Source organism: Haladaptatus litoreus (assembly GCF_900156425.1).
Lineage (GTDB): Archaea > Halobacteriota > Halobacteria > Halobacteriales > Haladaptataceae > Haladaptatus > Haladaptatus litoreus.
Genome location: NZ_FTNO01000006.1, coordinates 92,446 through 109,793 on the forward strand (window position 1 = coordinate 92,446; position 17,348 = coordinate 109,793).

At 51.5% G+C, this 17,348-nt stretch carries 18 protein-coding genes; 4 read left to right on the plus strand and 14 right to left on the minus strand.

What is annotated here, in order from left to right; translation table 11 throughout:
* Window positions 1-293: 293 nt before the first annotated feature.
* The 3 genes from BW974_RS20380 to BW974_RS20395 all read right to left on the minus strand — a co-directional run bounded on the left by BW974_RS20380 (window position 294) and on the right by BW974_RS20395 (window position 4,009).
* On the minus strand, window positions 294-1,178 hold the full coding sequence (locus tag BW974_RS20380; protein ID WP_076432452.1) for a hypothetical protein: 885 nt from the start codon (window positions 1,176-1,178) through the stop codon (window positions 294-296).
* A 736-nt stretch (window positions 1,179-1,914) separates the two neighbouring features.
* A complete protein-coding gene (locus BW974_RS26685) occupies window positions 1,915-3,024 on the minus strand; it encodes a transcriptional regulator FilR1 domain-containing protein (RefSeq protein ID WP_245800223.1) in 1,110 nt (369 codons plus the stop codon).
* 133 nt (window positions 3,025-3,157) lie between these two features.
* Window positions 3,158-4,009 carry a geranylgeranylglycerol-phosphate geranylgeranyltransferase gene (locus BW974_RS20395; RefSeq protein ID WP_076432456.1) on the minus strand — a complete coding sequence of 284 codons (852 nt, stop codon included), beginning with the start codon at window positions 4,007-4,009 and terminating at the stop codon, window positions 3,158-3,160.
* A gap of 135 nt (window positions 4,010-4,144) precedes the next feature.
* Here BW974_RS20395 and BW974_RS26690 point away from each other — a divergent pair, with 135 nt between their 5' ends.
* Entirely contained in the window at window positions 4,145-4,513 is a 369-nt protein-coding gene (locus tag BW974_RS26690) for a cytochrome P450 (protein ID WP_245800224.1), read from the plus strand.
* A gap of 128 nt (window positions 4,514-4,641) precedes the next feature.
* On the opposite strand, the gene BW974_RS24960 is transcribed toward BW974_RS26690, so the two are convergent.
* The 8 genes from BW974_RS24960 to BW974_RS20440 all read right to left on the minus strand — a co-directional run bounded on the left by BW974_RS24960 (window position 4,642) and on the right by BW974_RS20440 (window position 10,846).
* Window positions 4,642-4,854 carry a hypothetical protein gene (locus BW974_RS24960; protein WP_139328957.1) on the minus strand — a complete coding sequence of 71 codons (213 nt, stop codon included), beginning with the start codon at window positions 4,852-4,854 and terminating at the stop codon, window positions 4,642-4,644.
* 474 nt (window positions 4,855-5,328) lie between these two features.
* The gene (locus BW974_RS20405; RefSeq protein WP_076432460.1) at window positions 5,329-5,772 is read right to left on the minus strand and encodes a universal stress protein; all 444 of its coding nucleotides are present in this window, start codon (window positions 5,770-5,772) and stop codon (window positions 5,329-5,331) included.
* Window positions 5,773-6,888: 1,116 nt separating this feature from the next.
* Window positions 6,889-7,341, minus strand: coding sequence for a TRAM domain-containing protein (locus BW974_RS20415; protein WP_076432464.1), 453 nt, complete (start codon window positions 7,339-7,341; stop codon window positions 6,889-6,891).
* Window positions 7,342-7,485: 144 nt separating this feature from the next.
* Window positions 7,486-8,715 carry a hypothetical protein gene (locus BW974_RS20420; RefSeq protein ID WP_076432466.1) on the minus strand — a complete coding sequence of 410 codons (1,230 nt, stop codon included), beginning with the start codon at window positions 8,713-8,715 and terminating at the stop codon, window positions 7,486-7,488.
* 85 nt (window positions 8,716-8,800) lie between these two features.
* Window positions 8,801-9,208: a hypothetical protein gene (locus tag BW974_RS20425; protein WP_076432468.1), complete on the minus strand. Its 408-nt coding sequence runs from the start codon at window positions 9,206-9,208 to the stop codon at window positions 8,801-8,803.
* Window positions 9,205-9,537, minus strand: coding sequence for a hypothetical protein (locus BW974_RS20430; protein ID WP_076432470.1), 333 nt, complete (start codon window positions 9,535-9,537; stop codon window positions 9,205-9,207). Before BW974_RS20430 ends, BW974_RS20425 begins: the two co-directional genes overlap by 4 nt.
* Window positions 9,534-9,968, minus strand: a complete 435-nt coding sequence (locus tag BW974_RS20435) for a hypothetical protein (protein ID WP_084186415.1) — start codon at window positions 9,966-9,968, stop codon at window positions 9,534-9,536. The genes BW974_RS20430 and BW974_RS20435 overlap by 4 nt, the downstream gene beginning before the upstream one ends.
* Window positions 9,969-10,351: 383 nt before the next feature.
* Window positions 10,352-10,846, minus strand: coding sequence for a hypothetical protein (locus tag BW974_RS20440; protein WP_076432472.1), 495 nt, complete (start codon window positions 10,844-10,846; stop codon window positions 10,352-10,354).
* 280 nt (window positions 10,847-11,126) lie between these two features.
* Here BW974_RS20440 and BW974_RS24965 point away from each other — a divergent pair, with 280 nt between their 5' ends.
* On the plus strand, window positions 11,127-11,360 hold the full coding sequence (locus BW974_RS24965; protein WP_217694374.1) for a winged helix-turn-helix transcriptional regulator: 234 nt from the start codon (window positions 11,127-11,129) through the stop codon (window positions 11,358-11,360).
* Between the two features lie 433 nt (window positions 11,361-11,793).
* Here the strand turns inward: BW974_RS24965 and BW974_RS20450 are convergent, their stop codons facing one another.
* Together BW974_RS20450 and BW974_RS20455 are read right to left on the minus strand one after the other, a co-directional pair.
* Window positions 11,794-12,921: a hypothetical protein gene (locus BW974_RS20450; RefSeq protein ID WP_076432476.1), complete on the minus strand. Its 1,128-nt coding sequence runs from the start codon at window positions 12,919-12,921 to the stop codon at window positions 11,794-11,796.
* On the minus strand, window positions 12,918-14,069 hold the full coding sequence (locus BW974_RS20455) for a hypothetical protein (protein WP_076432478.1): 1,152 nt from the start codon (window positions 14,067-14,069) through the stop codon (window positions 12,918-12,920). The genes BW974_RS20450 and BW974_RS20455 overlap by 4 nt, the downstream gene beginning before the upstream one ends.
* A gap of 272 nt (window positions 14,070-14,341) precedes the next feature.
* Between BW974_RS20455 and BW974_RS20460 the strand changes: the two genes are divergently transcribed.
* On the plus strand, window positions 14,342-15,685 hold the full coding sequence (locus BW974_RS20460) for a pentapeptide repeat-containing protein (protein WP_076432480.1): 1,344 nt from the start codon (window positions 14,342-14,344) through the stop codon (window positions 15,683-15,685).
* A 188-nt stretch (window positions 15,686-15,873) separates the two neighbouring features.
* On the opposite strand, the gene BW974_RS26260 is transcribed toward BW974_RS20460, so the two are convergent.
* Entirely contained in the window at window positions 15,874-16,728 is an 855-nt protein-coding gene (locus BW974_RS26260) for an HNH endonuclease (RefSeq protein ID WP_217694375.1), read from the minus strand.
* Between the two features lie 143 nt (window positions 16,729-16,871).
* On the opposite strand from BW974_RS26260, the gene BW974_RS20470 reads away from it, so the two are divergent.
* On the plus strand, window positions 16,872-17,279 hold the full coding sequence (locus BW974_RS20470) for a hypothetical protein (RefSeq protein WP_076432482.1): 408 nt from the start codon (window positions 16,872-16,874) through the stop codon (window positions 17,277-17,279).
* Window positions 17,280-17,348 lie beyond the last annotated feature (69 nt).

Below are 17,348 nucleotides of genomic sequence, written 5' to 3' on the forward strand. Positions count from 1 at the left end.
ACGAACGATATTGACGAGGACAACGTCGACACGATCATGACGGGAGGTTGTCGCCCTTCGAAATCCTATTCTTGACCGGCGATAGCGAACAGATTACACTGTCGTAATCTCCTTCAGCCGCCCAGTGTAATCAGCTAAACTGCTTCTTTCCTTCTCTTCAACCCACGAAGAGAAGAAGAAGCAATTACACCCTCCAGTAGTCACCCGTTCATTCCGCCCTCAGAGGGGGTGCAAGTTGCACCCCCTCCTCATCTCTCGAAGGTCGTCGATTACGGTCGGTGGCTCGGTGGTGATTACGACACCGTAATCTCCTCCGTGATGCTCTCGTCTTCGTCGGACGTGATTACTGACGCTGACGAGAGAACATCGAACTCTTCGTCAACGTCTTCCGCCACTACGTCTGGGTTTTCCTGATCGTTACTGCCATCGTCGCTTCTCTGGTTGTTGGCATCCGTGTTCTTGTCTCCTGTACTGATGTGCTCCATCTGTGCTACAAAGAACGTCTCCCACTCATCCTCGTCAGCTACGAGGACGTTTTTTTCGTTGCGGTGTTTCAGTGTGACAAGATTGCTGTTGTCCTCTGGATCAGGCGTCTCACTCTGACTCGTTCCTCGTGCGACGAACTCCATGACACGGCGCACCGTGTTTGGGTTAGTGTCCAGATCGTGTTCGTCGAGGATCTGTTTAACGAGCCACGATGGCATTCGCATCTTACCGTGACCTCGTCGTGCGCGCTCGTGGAAGGCTGCCCAGACGAAGGTTGCACGCTCCTTGTTCTTCGAGAGGTCGTGACTGCCGGTCTTCCGAGCGGCTGTATCGCGTTGAATCTGCAGTTGGTTTCCTGTGCCATCAAGATCGAGGACGTCGCTCACGTCGACTTCACCGCGTTCAAGATCGTCGATGCGTTGGTCGTGGTCGTCCAGTCGTTCGCCGTGTCGTTCGACGGCTTTGCCGAGTGGGTATGGTCCAACCCAGAGATTCTCCGCTTTCTTTTCTTCTCCACGCCATTCGATGGTTGTCTGCGCTTCAAGCTCCTCAATTCGCTGGTCTTTTTCGGCGACTTCGTGTTCGAGATCGTCGATGCGGTCGGTCAGCGACTGAACGTGCTTGGCGAGATTCTCGATAGCAATAGGAGACTCGTTACCGACGCACTGAGTCTCCCACTGTGTCCCCGTCATCGTCGTTCACCCAGTGGTGTGAGACCGAGATCTTCGGGAGCTAATTTTTCGAGGTATTCAGCCAGTGCTGGTAGTCCATCGGTCGCTGGATCGTAGATGTCATACTGAATCAGCCACGTGCGAGCAGTCGATTCCGAGATCCCGAAGTGAGACGCCGTCCCAGCAATCGTTCTGATTCGGTCGTACACCGAACGGAGCTGGTCAGGATCTCGGTACGGGAAGCTCTCGGATTGTCCCGGTGTCGTTTGTGGGTGCTGTGGTGGGATTGATTCTTCTACCCACGATGCCGTTCCGTCGTGTGCTGAAGTCGTCCAATTCGGAGTTCCATCTTCTCTCTGAATGCAGCGACGGTTGTGTTTTGGCAGGGAAGCTTTACAACAGTCTCTCTCGAAGTTCTGATTGCTCTGGTGCATGATTGCAATGCTATTGCCAGAGGCGGCCGGTGTGTCTGCGAACGAGTGCTTAGAGTCCACTGATGTTCGCGCGGTTTGCACACCGGTGACTTCTCACCCGAGAGCCACGCAATTCGACACGGAGTCTATGTGTTGTCACGTGTTGAGCAACTCCGGTGGCAGGTATTGGCATCGACCTCTGGCGTGACTATCGCTACTCAGTGGGGTGTATTATTTGCACCGCCGTTTACACCGTAAAAGTGTGTGGAACACTGGAAAACGAGGAATCATATAATAGTTGATGTGTCAACATCAGGTGCATACTATTTGGCGTCTCACGTCAGCTATAGTCTCCCGATGTCTGTTTCCGTGGCGGGAGTAGCATCTGCACGATAAGATTCATACAAATCGATTCCCCACTCGACTAGTTTGTCATTCGAACTAACGATCATCGCGATATGATTTCCATCTCCGGACTCATTGTACGCTCCGACTGCGACTCGACGATTGTCGTAGATTCCGATACCAAGCGTATGTGGGTAATCGAGTGCATACACTTCGTAGTCACTGAAATCCAACGAATCGAGTATATACCGTGTTTCTGTTGCCTTCGTGATTTTCGCGAAGGTTGGCCAGTCGAATATCATTTCAGAGTCAATACTGTAATCGAAGAGCCGGTACGCGGCCCGATATGTATGAAACAGAACCGGGTTGTAAATTGAACATAGTCCGCGAAATTGGCTTGTATCCCAGTCATAAAGTGTGAGTGCTGCTGAAAGCACGGAAGCGGGGCGAGCAGGATCTGAAACGACTAATTTGGCATCAGAGAGTTCCTGTATGGGGAATGTAGCATCTTCTAACGGAAGACGCTGAAGCCACGGTGCTTTTTCGATGAGCTGTTGAACAGAAAGCGAGAGTTCATTGTATGCCTCTAATACTTGGCGTCCAAGCGCGGTGATTTGCTTCTCTCTATTGCTCTCTTCAATCCATCCATAGTTTTGGAGGTCACCAAGAATCCGTCTAATCGTTGATTGTGATGGTGTACCACCCATCGCTGCGTGTAGTTCAGCAATTCGATAGGGTTCTCCTTTGAATTCTCGCAGAATGGCGACCGGATGGTCGGATCTGGTCAGGAACGCTAATTCCTTAATCGATAATATTTGAAGACAAGATTCGAGTACATCCAGTAGTGCTATGCCGCCAGCCGTTAGCTTGATCCTTGCCTTCTGGCTACGGATGAATCCATGATTCTGAAGAACTGCGAGATGATTTGAGGCCGCCTGCCGAGTAATGTCCGCATTGCGGATGATCTCAGATTGTGTGACCGGATTTGAAATGGCGTCGAGGGTGCGTAGGGTGGCAAGACGTGCTGAATCAACCGTCTCGTTAATCACACTTTGTACAACGAATTCTTCATCAGTAATTGGGTTTTTCGCTCGTCGTTTTGCAGTCACGGTTTTTGATTCTGAGACTAGGTTCAGCCCACCTCATTTAGATAGTTGCTATTTTCTCCACAAAGTCTAGAAATCATAGAATATTCTATGGTATTTCCAATGCAATCAGATAATATAATATCAACACCTTCGTTCACAGTAACAGCGTAACACGTCCGACAACAAATGCCGCCACTGAAATATACATCCCGTACTTCAAAAGGGATTGGCTCTCCGCTGGATCGGTATAACTCAGATATCCAGCGTAAAGCGTCACAAGAATCGCGGGTGCTACGATAACGAGATACGCGACTCCAAACGTACCGAGTACATACGGGACAGGACTTGCGACTATCGCGACGAGTAACACTGCTGTTGCCATCGCAAGTGCTGATCGCTCTCCAATTGCGATGGGAAGTGTATTCAGGCCTTCTTCGCGGTCGCCTACAAGATCTTCAATATCCTTGATGACCTCTCGGGCAAACGTCGAAAGGGCTGCCAAGAGAAACAATACAACGATTGGTGTACTCAACTGACCAACTGCGGCAGCACCAAAGAGGAATGTACTCCCGCCAAGATAAGAGACAAGGACATTACCAACTCCGGGGAGTCCCTTGAAAAACTCCGTGTACGTCACGAGGGCAATTAGATTCACGACCGCAATGGCCGCTGCCAGCAACGGAAGCATAAACGCGAGTACACCAGCAATCGCGAAGAGCACGAAGCTAAAGACGAGTACCGTCTGAGGAGCGACAGCCCCGCGTGGAATCGGTCGCTCGGGGTTGTTGATCCGGTCAATATCCCGGTCGAAATAATCGTTGATTGCCATTCCTCCACCCGTTGCCAGAATGGTTGTTGCGACCGCTGCGCCAACAGTACCGCCGTCAGAAAGAATACTACCGCCGTCAGCAACGAATGCGCCAATGAACGTCAACACACCGGATGTGACAGCATTTCCTGGACGGGTGAGTTCGATGAGTCCACGAGCGCGCTCGACAAGCGACACGCCACGGAATATCTTCGGCTAGCCAATAAACCACTCGAAGTGAATAGTGTCGAAACACAGCAATACAGAAGCCGAAAAGTCGATTTGGGGATCATATCTCATATTGTCACCGAAACACTCCGACTGTATCCACCAGTGCATACACTTCCTCGACAGACGACACAGGCCGTTGAAGTCGATGGTTATCAGATTCCTCCGGATACGGAAGTTCATCTCCCGATGCTGGCCGTACATCGGGATGAACGCTTCTACGATGACCCAGAGTCGTTCCGTCCTGATCGGTGGACACCGGTGTTCGAAAAAGAACTTCCGGAGTATGCGTTCATCCCCTTCGGCGGTGGTCGACGGTCGTGTCTCGGTCGTGATTTTGCCCGACTCGAAGCGACGCTTGTTAGCGACGATTGGCCAACAATGGACGTTGGAGTGGGCGAACGACGAGACTCCGATTTCGTTCGGGCCGGAAATCACCATGCAAACGGAAGAGGGATTGCCGATGCGGCTTGAATCGCGGTAAGACCTCTAAGGAACAAACGATGTCCGCTGAAAGTGAATAGGATGGGAGTTTATTGCCATTGAGGCGGAGTGCATTCTCGTACTTACCCATCTTGTCTCCCGTGATTACGACGGTATAATTAGCGCCCTTCGTCCCCTCCCGCGTTGGCTTCGCGGGGTCGCATCCACCCTGCGAGGACGGGTTGGACGAACGTGATCTCAATGTGATGTCCGTCGACGCCCATTGCGCCGTCCACGGACAGCGTTCGCGACGGTTTGTAGCTCACATCAGGACACATCACCTTCGCCGTCACCGACGACTGATGCCAATGATGTTCACTAGTTGTGTTCACTACTGAATCTCACCACAGTCTCTCTTATTTTGGAGATATTGTTCATACTGATCGGATTCGACGGTCATGTATTAATCCTGATTTTGCTCGGCTCGAGGCGACGTTGGTACTTGCAACGATTGGTCAAGAGTGGACGATGGAGTGGGTTCAAGAAGAGACCGAAATCTCGTCTGGTCTAGTGATCACGATGCAGAGGACGGGTTACCGATGCGACTCATCTTGAGATACAGGACTGTCATGGAGGTGCTTAGGTCTCTACGCTATGCCAACCAAATACATTCATGTTGTAACCACCCAAATTCACGGAGATTTCGATGAAGATCCCCTGCTAATTGGATCACCGTATCTACTTGTTCTCTACTGGCAGCCTATATCCGATGCTTTTGCCACGTGGTTTAGTGAGTCGTTATCAACGTTCTCCTTGATAACGTACGCTTAGCCAAGGTTAATTACAAGCTGAAGTTATCTTGAATATCAAACCACACGAACTGGGATGTCAGTTTGGCCAAGAACACGTTTCGTCGTCGAACCAATGAGCGGCTTGTCAGGGTCTGACCGTCCTCGTCTTCCCATTACTACGAGATCGACATCATTTTCATGGACATACTCGACGATCTCGTTTTCCGGGATTCCTGATTTTACGACGGCAACGCAGTTGACTCCGCTTTCTTCGGCTTGTTCTTCTATTTCGTTTACAAATGCACGCCCCTTTTTCTCTAGTCGCTGCCGTGTCTCCTTGATGTCGCTCGGGATTGCAACAAAACTTGCGTCCCCCATGTCCATCACGTAGAGTGCGTGTACTGTTCCATTGCTCTCTTTTACGAGTTCTACTGCCTGTTCGGTTGCGCGCTTTGCCGCTTTGCTCCCATCCGTCGGCACCAAGACGTGTTTGTAAGATACTCCCCCCGTTTCGTCCATAGCTACTGCTTCAATCCGATGTCTAATGAAACAACACTCATTATTTCGAACGCCGTCTCCTTAATCGAACAGATGTGGCGTTTCAATAGCGGCGTGTCGGGTCACTCACCTGTCGTTCTTGTGGCTGTGTTTGTTTCAGTTTAAACATGGGCTGTTCTCGTCGGGAGTATTCGAACGAGAGTTTGTCCTTCACTGAATTATGCGGACTCGGCTGCGACACCGAAATTCAGAGGACCCTCACCATGGTTCCAAGGATTGTATCGTAGACACGTCCGAATGTATCGGTGTTTTCACGCCACCGCTGTCGGATGTTGTCGGTGGCGTCTTGGTTGGGGGTGGGATCGAACCCAGTCATTGATTTTAGAACTCACAAATATTTGCATCGGGTGGTGAGAGGAGTTCGACAGAATACGATCGAAGGGCGATCACTGTGATGTGTGGTTGGGTGTACGCCCCAAATAAGAGTGATATCACAAACAGTCGTGTTCTCGTCGTTCGAGTTTCTCCCACATTCGTCTGGGTGTAGGGACGAAACCGACGAAGAGAGACGGTTATTCTTCAACAACACGGAAGAAACACTACGGAAACTAGCAACTAAACAAAATTAACTCGCTTACAGTTAGAGAAAATACTAAGTGCCTATGTACTCTAGAAGTCCGTAGGACAGCGGTTGTAGTGAGGACGACTCATGGTCGTCCGGAACGCCGTGATTTGTCGGTGCTTCGTGTCCGTTCGTGGTTTGCGTGTCTTCGTGTTGCTATCCACCGTGAGAACCGTCTTCTGTTTCATCGACCGGACGGAGTTGCTGGAATCGTGTGGACGAGAAGAAGACCGACAATTGTGATATCACTCTGTTCGAGGGGTGGCTGGCGGCATCGGAGTCCGATTTTCTGAGGAATCGGGTTTCACGGCTGGACCACGATTCGCTGAGTGATATCACTTCTATCGAGTTGCCGGTAGGTGGATCGAGCACAGTCGAGGATTGGTCGGTACACAGCGATGGCTAGTCTCTTATTCTTTCCTCCGTTCGAGTGCGAACGGGCTGTTCATTCGCACTGACCGCCACGAAACCGTGGTCGCACGAGCGTAGAACCGCTTCGAGAACAAATCGGAAGTCTATTCGTAGTAGGCTTTTCGTTCGACGACCTCCGCGAAGGCGACACTGGGTGTGACGTTGTTGATCTCGACGGTGACCCGGTCACGTTGTTCTGTATCGGGCACGATAATCACGTAGCCACGGTCGATACGAGCAATGCCATCGCCTTGCTCGCCGATGTCTTCGATTTCGACTGTTCGGCGGTCGCCTTCCTCGACTGGGGTTGTTGTTGGGCTCGACTGGCGATCTGAATTCTGCTCGTCACGCGTGGGTGTCGATACTGTCTCTTGTGTTGGTTCTCGTTCCGTGCTATCCGCTGGCGACGGGTGTTTCAGTATCGCCACGCGGTATGTGGCATCCGGTTGGAGGTCACCGTCCACAATCTCTCGGGTCGGCACTGTAAGCGTGTATGATCCATTCTCTGCTTCGATTTCGCTGCTAAAGAGACAGCAGAGTTCGTCGGGGATTTCCATCTATCCGACTCATTGGTCTGAGAATACAAGAATCTGTGTTTGTACCCGCCACTAGAGACAGATGTACGGACGTGAGAAGTGACTCGACAATTAGCATGAGATAGCTATCGCTGCGACCGCAGGCGATCATCGCTGGAGTACTCGTTAGTCGAAACGCGCAGCGGCGAGCAACGCATCGTCGATGTCTTCGAGAACCTCGGCCTTTACCTCTGTTGGGAGAGTCCCGAAGGCCGTCCGCGCAGTACGGAGATGCTCATGGAGTGCGTCGAACGCCGTTGCCGGTGTGTCGTCATCATTGGCACCCGGCGCGCTCTTTCCAACGTTGTCGGCGTTCCAATCGGCCGTATCGTCTGTGTCTGGAGTGGGAATGTCGTACGCATCCCGCCGAAGTTCCATGGCATACGTGCGACCGATATATTTCGCTTGCAGAATCTCGGTCACCCAGTGGTGGAGATCATAGAACCACTGGTCACGCGTCACCTCGCCGCCTGCGTCGCTCTCACTCGTGTCACGCGTTTGTTCCCGTTCCCGTTTCCGTTCTTCTTCGTCCAGTTTCCACGTCTCGAAGTCGGTGATGGTGTCGGCCTGCTGGGCGAGCCGGTGAGCGGTATTCACTTCCGCCTGCAATCGCTTCGTGCGCTGTGTCCTCGTACAGAAGTATGAGTTGGCGACTGGTGACGGGTTTTCGTACAAGTGGTCGGTGATGAGCGTCGTGTACGTCTCACGGATATGTGCTTTCCCGCGTTCCTGCTCGTCGTCCATCACCCGATTGGTGAGATGCAGACAGTACTCATCAACGAGGTCGTCGATGGTCGCCTGCGGCACGATGCCGTTCTTGTAGGCGTTCGAACGAGCAACCCCCGTGAGAATGCGGGCCGCAGGACGGTAACTGGCTTTCAGCGTCGTCTCGTCAACGCGGCTCTCGTGGATTTCTAACTCGTCGTTCCAATAGCCACCCTCCTCGGGATTTTTCACGGCATCCCGCAGGGTTTCCCAGTCGAGTTCGGAACCGGGTTCAGCAAGGTCGTCGGGAGTGACTGTGAGATAGTACGAATCCGGTTCGTACTCCGTGACTGGCTCGGATGTGTTGGTAGTCAGATCGAGTTCCTCAACGGTGAGTTCGCCATTTGCGAGTGCTTGGAGATCCTCGACAGAAACCTGATTGTGTTCGATATGTGCTGGCTCGAGATCGTCGAATTGCTCGGTAAAGGCCTGGTCAACGAGTGACCGAAGGAGTGCGCCCTGCGAACAGTCGTTGAGTGCGGCGAGTGCATCGAGTTGTGCGTCACCCTGGCTGTCCGTCCAGAAGGTCTTTTGGACGTTTTTCGGACTCGGTTGGTGTGGCTGGGTGACAGAATCGGTTGTTACCGACATCTATCGATCACCTCCTGTACTCGGGTCTTCGAATTTCGATGGTTTCACAGCGGTTTTAGCAGCGAAGTCAGTGGAAATCGTGGTGTTACTCATTGGTAGACACCTCTGCTTTGGCCGTTCTGTCGTCTACTGGCGTTGAGAGCCGTGGAAGATGGGCGATGGTGGTGAGCGTACCGATACAGCGAATGGAGGTGTCTCTGGCGGTGTGGATGTACTCGATGACAGTCATGGCAGAATCGGCGTGGCTGGCAGTGCAGTGGAAGGTGGCTTGTTGCAGTTCGTCCTGTGCAGTCGTGGTGATTGGCGGTGCCGTCAGGACGAGTTGCGGTGCGTGGCTCGTCGGTGGATTCGTCTTTCTCACCGTCAGAATCGTCCGCGGCAAGTCGGTCGTCGTGATACGAACGCTGTCTCCTGGTGAGAGGCGTCGGGTAAGTATTTCCGGATCGCGTGGATTCAGTGGCTTTGGCACGATCGAATGTTCGGGGGAACTCACGCCTGCTCACCTCCCCTTGGGTTGGTAATGGCCCCGACACGCGCACCCGTCCGAAGCCAGGTGTATCGCCCACTCGGTGAGAGGTCGTAGTGTTCGAGTGTGGCTTCGGTGTGCTCGATATCCTCGTAGTAGGTGTACTGCAGGCGATAAAGGTCGTGAGTGGGTGTTGCGACGTACAGCACGTGCTCGCCGGGTTCGGGGCCACGGCAGGTGAGTTCGGGTTCATGGTGGTCACACTGATAGACGACACCCGTGAGCGTGCGATGCTTGGTGCGGATCTGGATTGGATCCGTACACGCCAGTCCGAGAACGGTGTCTCGGTCGGTCATTGGTTTGCCTCCCGTTTTTGGCGAATGCGTTCACAGCGCTGGCAGGGCGATTGAAGCTGGTCGTGTGCCTCTGCTCGTGAGAGGGTGTCAAATGTGCCGTCAGTGTGGGGCCAACAGAGTGGTTTGTTCTCGTTGTTGGGTTCGTGGTAGGCGTAGGCCCTGCTCGTCGGCTGATTGAGGATGAGCACTGTCTCATCGTCGGGGAAGGGGCTGGCCTCAATGCGACGGCGGCGTTCCGGCTCGTCTGCATGGGGCTGGTAGTCGGCTGGAATGCAGGAGTGTGACCCATCGCATTGAACGATGTACGTGCCACAGTGGGGGCACTGGTCGAATGTTTCTTCGATTTCGGCTGCCGTGATTTCGTCGTCTGGTGACCACTCGCTGTGGTCGTCTGTGGTAGGAGTGCGCGGTGGCTCACGATTGTGGGCCATTACGCTCGCCTCCAGTGGAATGGTTGCTCGTCGGGTGTGGGGAGGGTCGTGTGTTTGCTGGGGTTGTGGACGGGCTGGAGTCGTCGTCGCTTGCTGGGGTTCCGTGGTGTGTGTTTCATAGGTGGGAACCAAGTGTGGAGTTGGCGGTGGCTGGTGCTCTTAGAGTACGGTACGTTCTGGCCGCGTTTGGGTCGATAAGGATACGCCCGCTGGCGATTCAGGCTCGTATGCCTTGGTTGCTGGTTCCCGACGAGGGATAAATACCTTACGCACATAAGTGCTAATTCTGATAAGAATTCGTCCTGCCTCACAGACTGGTACTCGTCGTGGGGTTGTGTGCCGACAGCTAGCGCTCTTCGGGAAGGGCGTTCGGTGGGGAGCATCTACGCGCGCACCTCAGTTGGAGTGGTGTGGGTGGTGGCGTCGATGTCATAACAGCATTTGAGGATGCGTTGGTAGTGCCTGCGGGTTTCTGCGTGGGTTTCGCCTGGTGGTGTCGAAGGGAGGTTCGGATTGCCCGTTTTGGTGGTCGCGACCGAGCGATAGGTCTCGGTGTCCTCGGGAATCTGGAAGCTTTGTTTGTTGTAGTCGATCGGGCAGCGGCGTTCGAAGAACCGTTGGCAGTCCGGCGTGGCGTAGATGCAATACAGGAAGGGCGCTTGTCCGGTGGTCTTGGTGCGGGTTTGAAAGCCCACGCGGAGTTCGACGAGGTACGCGCGGGTGATTGGCTCGTCGGTAGTGGGCGTGGGTTGGTCGGGGTCTTGCGTGGTGGTTTCAGGAGTGGGTTCGAGGCGTTTGACTGGGTGGAAGGTTTTTGTGCCGAATTGGGCCTCAAGTGAGAGGAATCCGCCGTTGGTTTTCTCGTCGAAGGACGCCATTAGTGGAGTCCTCCGATACAGTGTGGTTGGTGGTCGATGCGTTTTTCTACGGAAAGGGTATTGCTAGTCATGCTTCTGGCAACCAGAAGCGCGGGCGGCGTTGCAGCGCCGTCCGGTTTTACACCGAAATTCCGCACTCCTTTCTCACTAGTCTATTGTCCAGCCACTAATAGATTACGAATGTATGGTCTAATGTATGGTCTATTGGACGGTCTTTAAGTAAGAAATTTACGATAGCAAAGACAAGCGTAAAGTAACGGTTAAACCGATGTCAAAATTAGTGAGCCTCAAACTCGACGGTGTCGATGGAGAGATCTTGGACGCACTCCAAAAAGGGCGAGCCGACAATCAACCATGGGGACGAAACACGCCAAAAAATCTCGGCGACGAGCTTGGATACTCTCGGCAGCATATATCTACGCGTTTGGGGATGCTCGAAGCTGCTGGATTGGTCAGAAATATTGGTGGGGGCGTCTACGAGTTTATTGACGATCCTCGAAAGAAAGAACATTGATTCCTGATTTGACCCACGCTTTAAGCTTGGAAGCTCATGTCCTACCGCTGCCACTTCGCGGCGATAGGCTGCGATTCTAGTGCTTTCTTACGGCTACTCACACATCAATCATACGGGTAATACAATGATATATTACAAAACCTCTACCCTGCTGAATTTAGATAATTAAGAATAATTATGGAGTTTCTTATTGGAACGTCGGACAGCCGAAGGACGTAACCCGTGGTCGGGTGAAAATGACAGGAAAGTACTGGGCCACACTACCTCAAAGGAATAAACACGCAGAGGGGAAAATAGAAAAGTAAAGTTATCCACATGATGGTGCACGTTGGTTACGATTTGGGCAACTCACGAAGATGTCTCTCCAGGTCAACTATATCAACTCAGAGGAGAACTTAGCACTACTCCCCCGTGGCATTCTACCACTGCACAGTTAGTTATCCGCCTCCTCCATTCCTTCTGTAGGAAAATCTTCCCGAAGATCCTTCTTAATCAACGCTTCTATTACGGCCGCCCGATACTCTTCGACTTTCTTATCAATGATGTCGCTCATTCGCATCCGGCCAACAATCGAGTGTACCGTTTCCTCTTCATCATAATTATCCGGGTTCGGGGCTGGTTTCACCATATCTAGCTCATACCACCATTCAATAAGATCCTGAGCGCGAGGCTTTGCTTCCTGTCTTGTTGGTTGGTCTGCAGACTCGGTAAGAAACTTTATGAGGTCCTCTTCGCTAAAGTATGAGTTTGTCTTGTCACGACCCGCATGCTGGTGAAATAGCCAAACATACAGATTCTTGAACAATTTCTCGTGATGGGAATCAGAGAATTGATCGATCTGAATATGCTTCGTGTCAATTAGAGGAAGACCCTTGTTCTCCAGTTTTGTGCCGAGTCCGCCTCCGGGAACGAAATTCAGCGGGTGGTCAGTATCATCCCATGTCGCCAGAGTCAGCCGCTCGCTATCGCCGCTGTCATCTCCACTTTGCAGTTCCCAAACAGACACCGGAGACCAATCGTCACCCCCTGCATCGTCAACAGCATTGCTGACGCGCTCACGGTCGACACCATAGAGGGCAATCGTACCCGCCACATCGTCATCAGCAAGAACCGTATCTAAGTCACCCTCGATACTGGAGATGTTGTCGGAGACATATTCACAGAGCCGTTGTACTCGATCGAAAACGTTCTCCTCTTCAGAGGTCATCGCAACGGCCAAAATTGCGATGCTTCCGTGGTTTTGACTTTCTGCAACGAGGAGGTCTGCAGGGCCAAATTCCATCTCACGGAACACAAACTGACCCTCAATGGTCCAGTCCGTACTGAAGAATGCACCTCCGTGTGCAAACGCAGTGATGAGCGTAGACCGAAGGATGAACCGGCGTTCGTGTGCGTCTCGCTCATCCGTATACTGTTTAAGGAGTTGTTCAGTGAACTCCTCATTGTCGGTTCGTATGTCAACCAGATCTTCGAACCTATCGGCATCTGCCTCGTTGGTATCTGTCTCAAACGTCTCTTTACTTTTTATCCAACCTCGTGCCTGGCCATTCATCGTCGTCATTCAGTAGTCACCTCCAACGGATTCTCAGTACCTTTCGCGTCCATACTTGTTGCCTGCTGGATTACATCTAGGACACCAAAAAATGCGCTCATGTCTTCACTTCCGTCACGGGGATACAGTCGAAGGGCCGACGCGTCCCCCCGGAGGTCAAAGTAAGACCGCCGTGTTACATCATAGAAATTTGATGTGAAATAGAGTGGATCAGACTCAATGTAGGGGTCGACTGGAATGTAGTTGTGGCTCGGGAGTAGATCAAACGCCGCATTGATATCCTCTCGTTCGAACTTCTCGCCGTCAACGGGAGTTATCAGTGCTGGACTGGACTGTGACACTTCTCTCTCGCCTAATCTGACTCGACCTACATCCGCGCTTTCGTATGCGTTCTTTCCATCAATCATCCGGTCAATCAGCGGCGTTACCATCTCTCTGAGAAGGTCAGAGACCGACCCGCTCTCGAGTTTCAGGACTCCAGCCTTATCGATCTTAAATCCGATTCGATGTGGAACGACAATTCGAATTGAGGTTGGATGGACGTCAAACGTCTCCCGAAAATAGTCGAGCATGTTCGCGGCGTCATTTGAATAATAGTTGATAGTCCGCTTAGCATCTGTGTCAAATCGGTCGGGAACCTCCTCGCTACTCGCTCCTCGCTTCCGCTTGAGAATAACCTCGTTTGAGTACGCAGACTCATGCTTAGACATAATATTAGAGGTAAGAGAGGTGATTTGGTATGAGGAGATTTGTAACGGGTACGTGTTCGGGGTTTTTTCCAAGTCGGGAATGAGATGGTCTTCGACAAAGCCTTTCTTGCGGTCGTCAGTATACATCGTGAACAATCCATTGTCCCCGTTGAGTGTGAGATAGGCCCCCTCTTCGGTGCGTCCATCAGTAATCAGCCGGACTACGGCATTATAATCATCCACTTCGCGCCAGCTGGATCCATACTCTGCTAGATTGGCTGTCAGTTCGTCTCTTGAGTACGTCGTGATTCCGGGGATTATTTGCAGGTCGTTCTTTGGGTAATAGTCGTAAAATCGATCTAGGTAGTCATGGAAAGCGGCTTCACTCTCAAACGATTCCGTATAGAAATCGTCCGGCCTGTCTTCCTCGGGTTCTTCGGGTTCTTCGGGCTCGATTTTAAATACCATGTGGACGCAATGAACTCCTATCATTTTAAACTTATATACTCAATAAGGGATTCAAGTAGCACCATTTATTGGTCATACAATAATTGCATTCAACTGAGTCAGTAGTGACCTACACTCCACGTTGCACGCATGATGGAAGCCGCGAACCAGACCGCGCAAAGAGCGCAGTCCCTCCACAGTCATGCAACCGGGAAGTGTGGATCGGTCATGATAATAACTACTGTTTTCTGCATTCCGACGAGTCAAACAAGTCGAACTCAAAGATTAAGTCCATGCTAGATGATGTCGATGGGATCATTACCGGAATCAAACTCCATCAAATCGATGACGGAACCGACCTCGATTTTGCCGATATGTCGATTCCGCGGGCAGATTTCGCTGAATCAAACCTCCGGGGCGTTTCATTCGATGGAGCAAATCTCGTCGGAGCAGATTTCGCCCACACGGATCTCAAATCAGCCACGTTTCAGGAGAGCCCAGACTCTGGAAACAAGCCAGCCCTTCGTAAGGCGCGATTCGATGGCTCCACTTGTAATCAAACGGAGTTCCAACTGACAAACTTAGACGGAACTACCTTCCATCGGGCGTCAATCGTAGATACGGAACTGTGGGGAATCGATGGAACAAATATTGACTTCACCGAGGCGTCTATCCGAAAGTCACGCCTGCATCAGAGCAATCTCGACTTGTCGATATTCGGTGGGGGGACGATTCGGGACTCATTCTTCACTGCCGCGGACCTCTCGGAGAGTGACTTTAGTGACTGCCGGATAATTAATTGCGATTTCACCGATGCTAACCTGAGTGACAGTCGTTTCTCAGGAGCAAATTTAGATGACGAAACAGAGTTCGGGAGTCGACTACTCTCTGAATATGAAGCGGATAAACTCGCTGAACCTGACTGCCTACACCAAAAATTTGACATCCCGAGCGTTTCGGACAGGGGGTTCGGCCGAGAAACTGAGCCAATAACCGAGACACCGCCTGAATCGCCATTTGAGTCTATTCCGAAGTGGCCAGCACGAATAAATCATATAGCTGGAACCCCGTTTCGGGTTTGGAACAGACATAGGAGTCGCAAGAAAGTATCTAATACGAGTACTGATAGTTGCGATAAGTCGTTACCACGTCAACTAGAAGCCCTTGATGAAGCAACAGAAGTCTATGGCAACCTCAAATCGGCGTACAGAGACGGTCCGTATGGGGGGAAGGCGCGGAAGTATAACGTTCGGGAGCGAGAGACCGAGCGGAAGCGACGTGTTCTCTCGACCGCGTCGATTCGGAACTCGCTGTTGAAATGGGGAATGTGGTACGGTGAGAGTCCTGGCCATGTGCTGAAGATGGTTGTTTTGATGTGGGCAGTTGCAGCTATTGTGTTGTTCTATAGTGGGATTCAGACGCCGACAGAAACCATTGTGTTCAGCTGGCAAGGATTGTTCCGGTTAGATATCGTGGATGATGTATTACTGTTCAGCTTCCGTCGGTTGTTTACGTTCTCCAACGGGAGCTATACTGTCTCTGGAGGGAGTGAAGTGCTTGGAATTGGCATTTCTGCGATCGGCAAAATACTGGAGGCAATGCTCATATTTACACTCGGTCGCCGAGCTGTCTCCTGACAAGCTATATCCGATCAAGCCACCGCTGATTGTGGCCACAATCAGTTGGCGACTCTAGCGCCACCGTTCGATGCCCTCGAAGCTGATCCGTTCAGACTGTTCCGTCGCCGAGGTGCTGGCAGCCGACGATATTGGGCGAGAACTTCTAAACTAAACAGCGCAACGATGATTCCTTTTCTCTAACTTACTCACCGTGAACGTTCTTTGATTCGCTCAAGAACGTTCCGCTTGATTTTCACCCCGTCCCACTTGTCCCGATCTTCTGGCGTAAGTTCGTCCTTTAATCGCCCTTCGTCTGCAAGAATGCTCTTGTACTGCTTGATGTATTTCCCCCAGACGACGCGAGAAACTGGCTCATCCAACTCTTGGTGCCACTCGATTACGTCCTTGCTCCCCTTCGATGAATTGCAGGACTTGCAGGCAGGAACCTGATTACTAATCGTATCAGCACCTCCATTGCTCAGTGGAATGACGTGGTCAAATGTCGTCTTGCCTTCTTCACCACAGTAGATGCACGTCCCGTAGTCTTCCTGTAGCTGGTACTTATCCTCCTTCGTAATCGACGACATACGGATTTCACCGTCTCGAAGCTCCTCGTACTTCGACCAGAGGAAAGAATTATCATCAATTCCCGTCGCGAGCTGGATGAGCCTCGCGTGCTGGTAGCAAATGAGTTGATGGTAGGTCTGGATGGTCTCAGGAAGTCCCCCGCTACGACGGCACAACCGTGGCTCTGGATATGCGTATCGTCTGACTCCGGCATTCTTAGCGACGCCCCACAGTTCATCAGCCGGTCGACTATCCCAGTCTGGAACCTTCTCTTCTAACTGGCCTTTGAATGCAACAATTGAGACCACCGCATCGGGTTCATATTCTGGATTGAAATCGGCGACCGTTTTGCCAGTTCCTGGAACGTCCCACTCCTCACAAACTGCATCTGGTTGGCGAATGACCACTGCAGGGGCTTGACCATCTTTAGCTCGGTCAATGACTTCCGTCCCCACAGAAATTCGGTCTCCATCTTCCGTATTCATTTCGTCCATGATTAATGTCTTTGACCCATACTTTCCATCAGTATATCGATATTACTCGAATGCCCTCGTACGTGAGTCAGGTACTCTCTGTCTTGACATGGTAAAATAATAAATCAAATACTTTTATCAGGGATTGTTTGGTGGAACCCACTATGGCAGTCATAATCTATGATAGAGAAGATGACAATGAAACATACGAGATTGACGAACTATCTCAACGCATTCTAGTGTATTTGATGACAGAGGGTGCAGCACGAATTGATGAAATACGCAATCCAGTTGGAGCAAATGCTAACAGCGAGGTTCAACAGCGAATAGACACTAAGATGGGTCGGAGCGGTTCCGGCTTCATAACTCGAATATCAAGTGATCAGGCAACTCTCGATGGGGAACTCATTGAACGGTATAGCTTGACGTCTGAAGGTGAGCGATTTGTCCATTCACACAAAGCAACACTCTCTCTTCCGACTACTCTGCAAGATCTGAGTGAGAAAGTAAGCCAGTTAGCAATTGATGTTGAGGAATTGTTTAGCTTAGTCGAGGAGTATAAAGAGCGGTAACTGTTGCTCTCGTCCTCGTACTCCATATTCCTCATCGCTGAGCGAACCCTCTCCGAAACCGTATGTCCA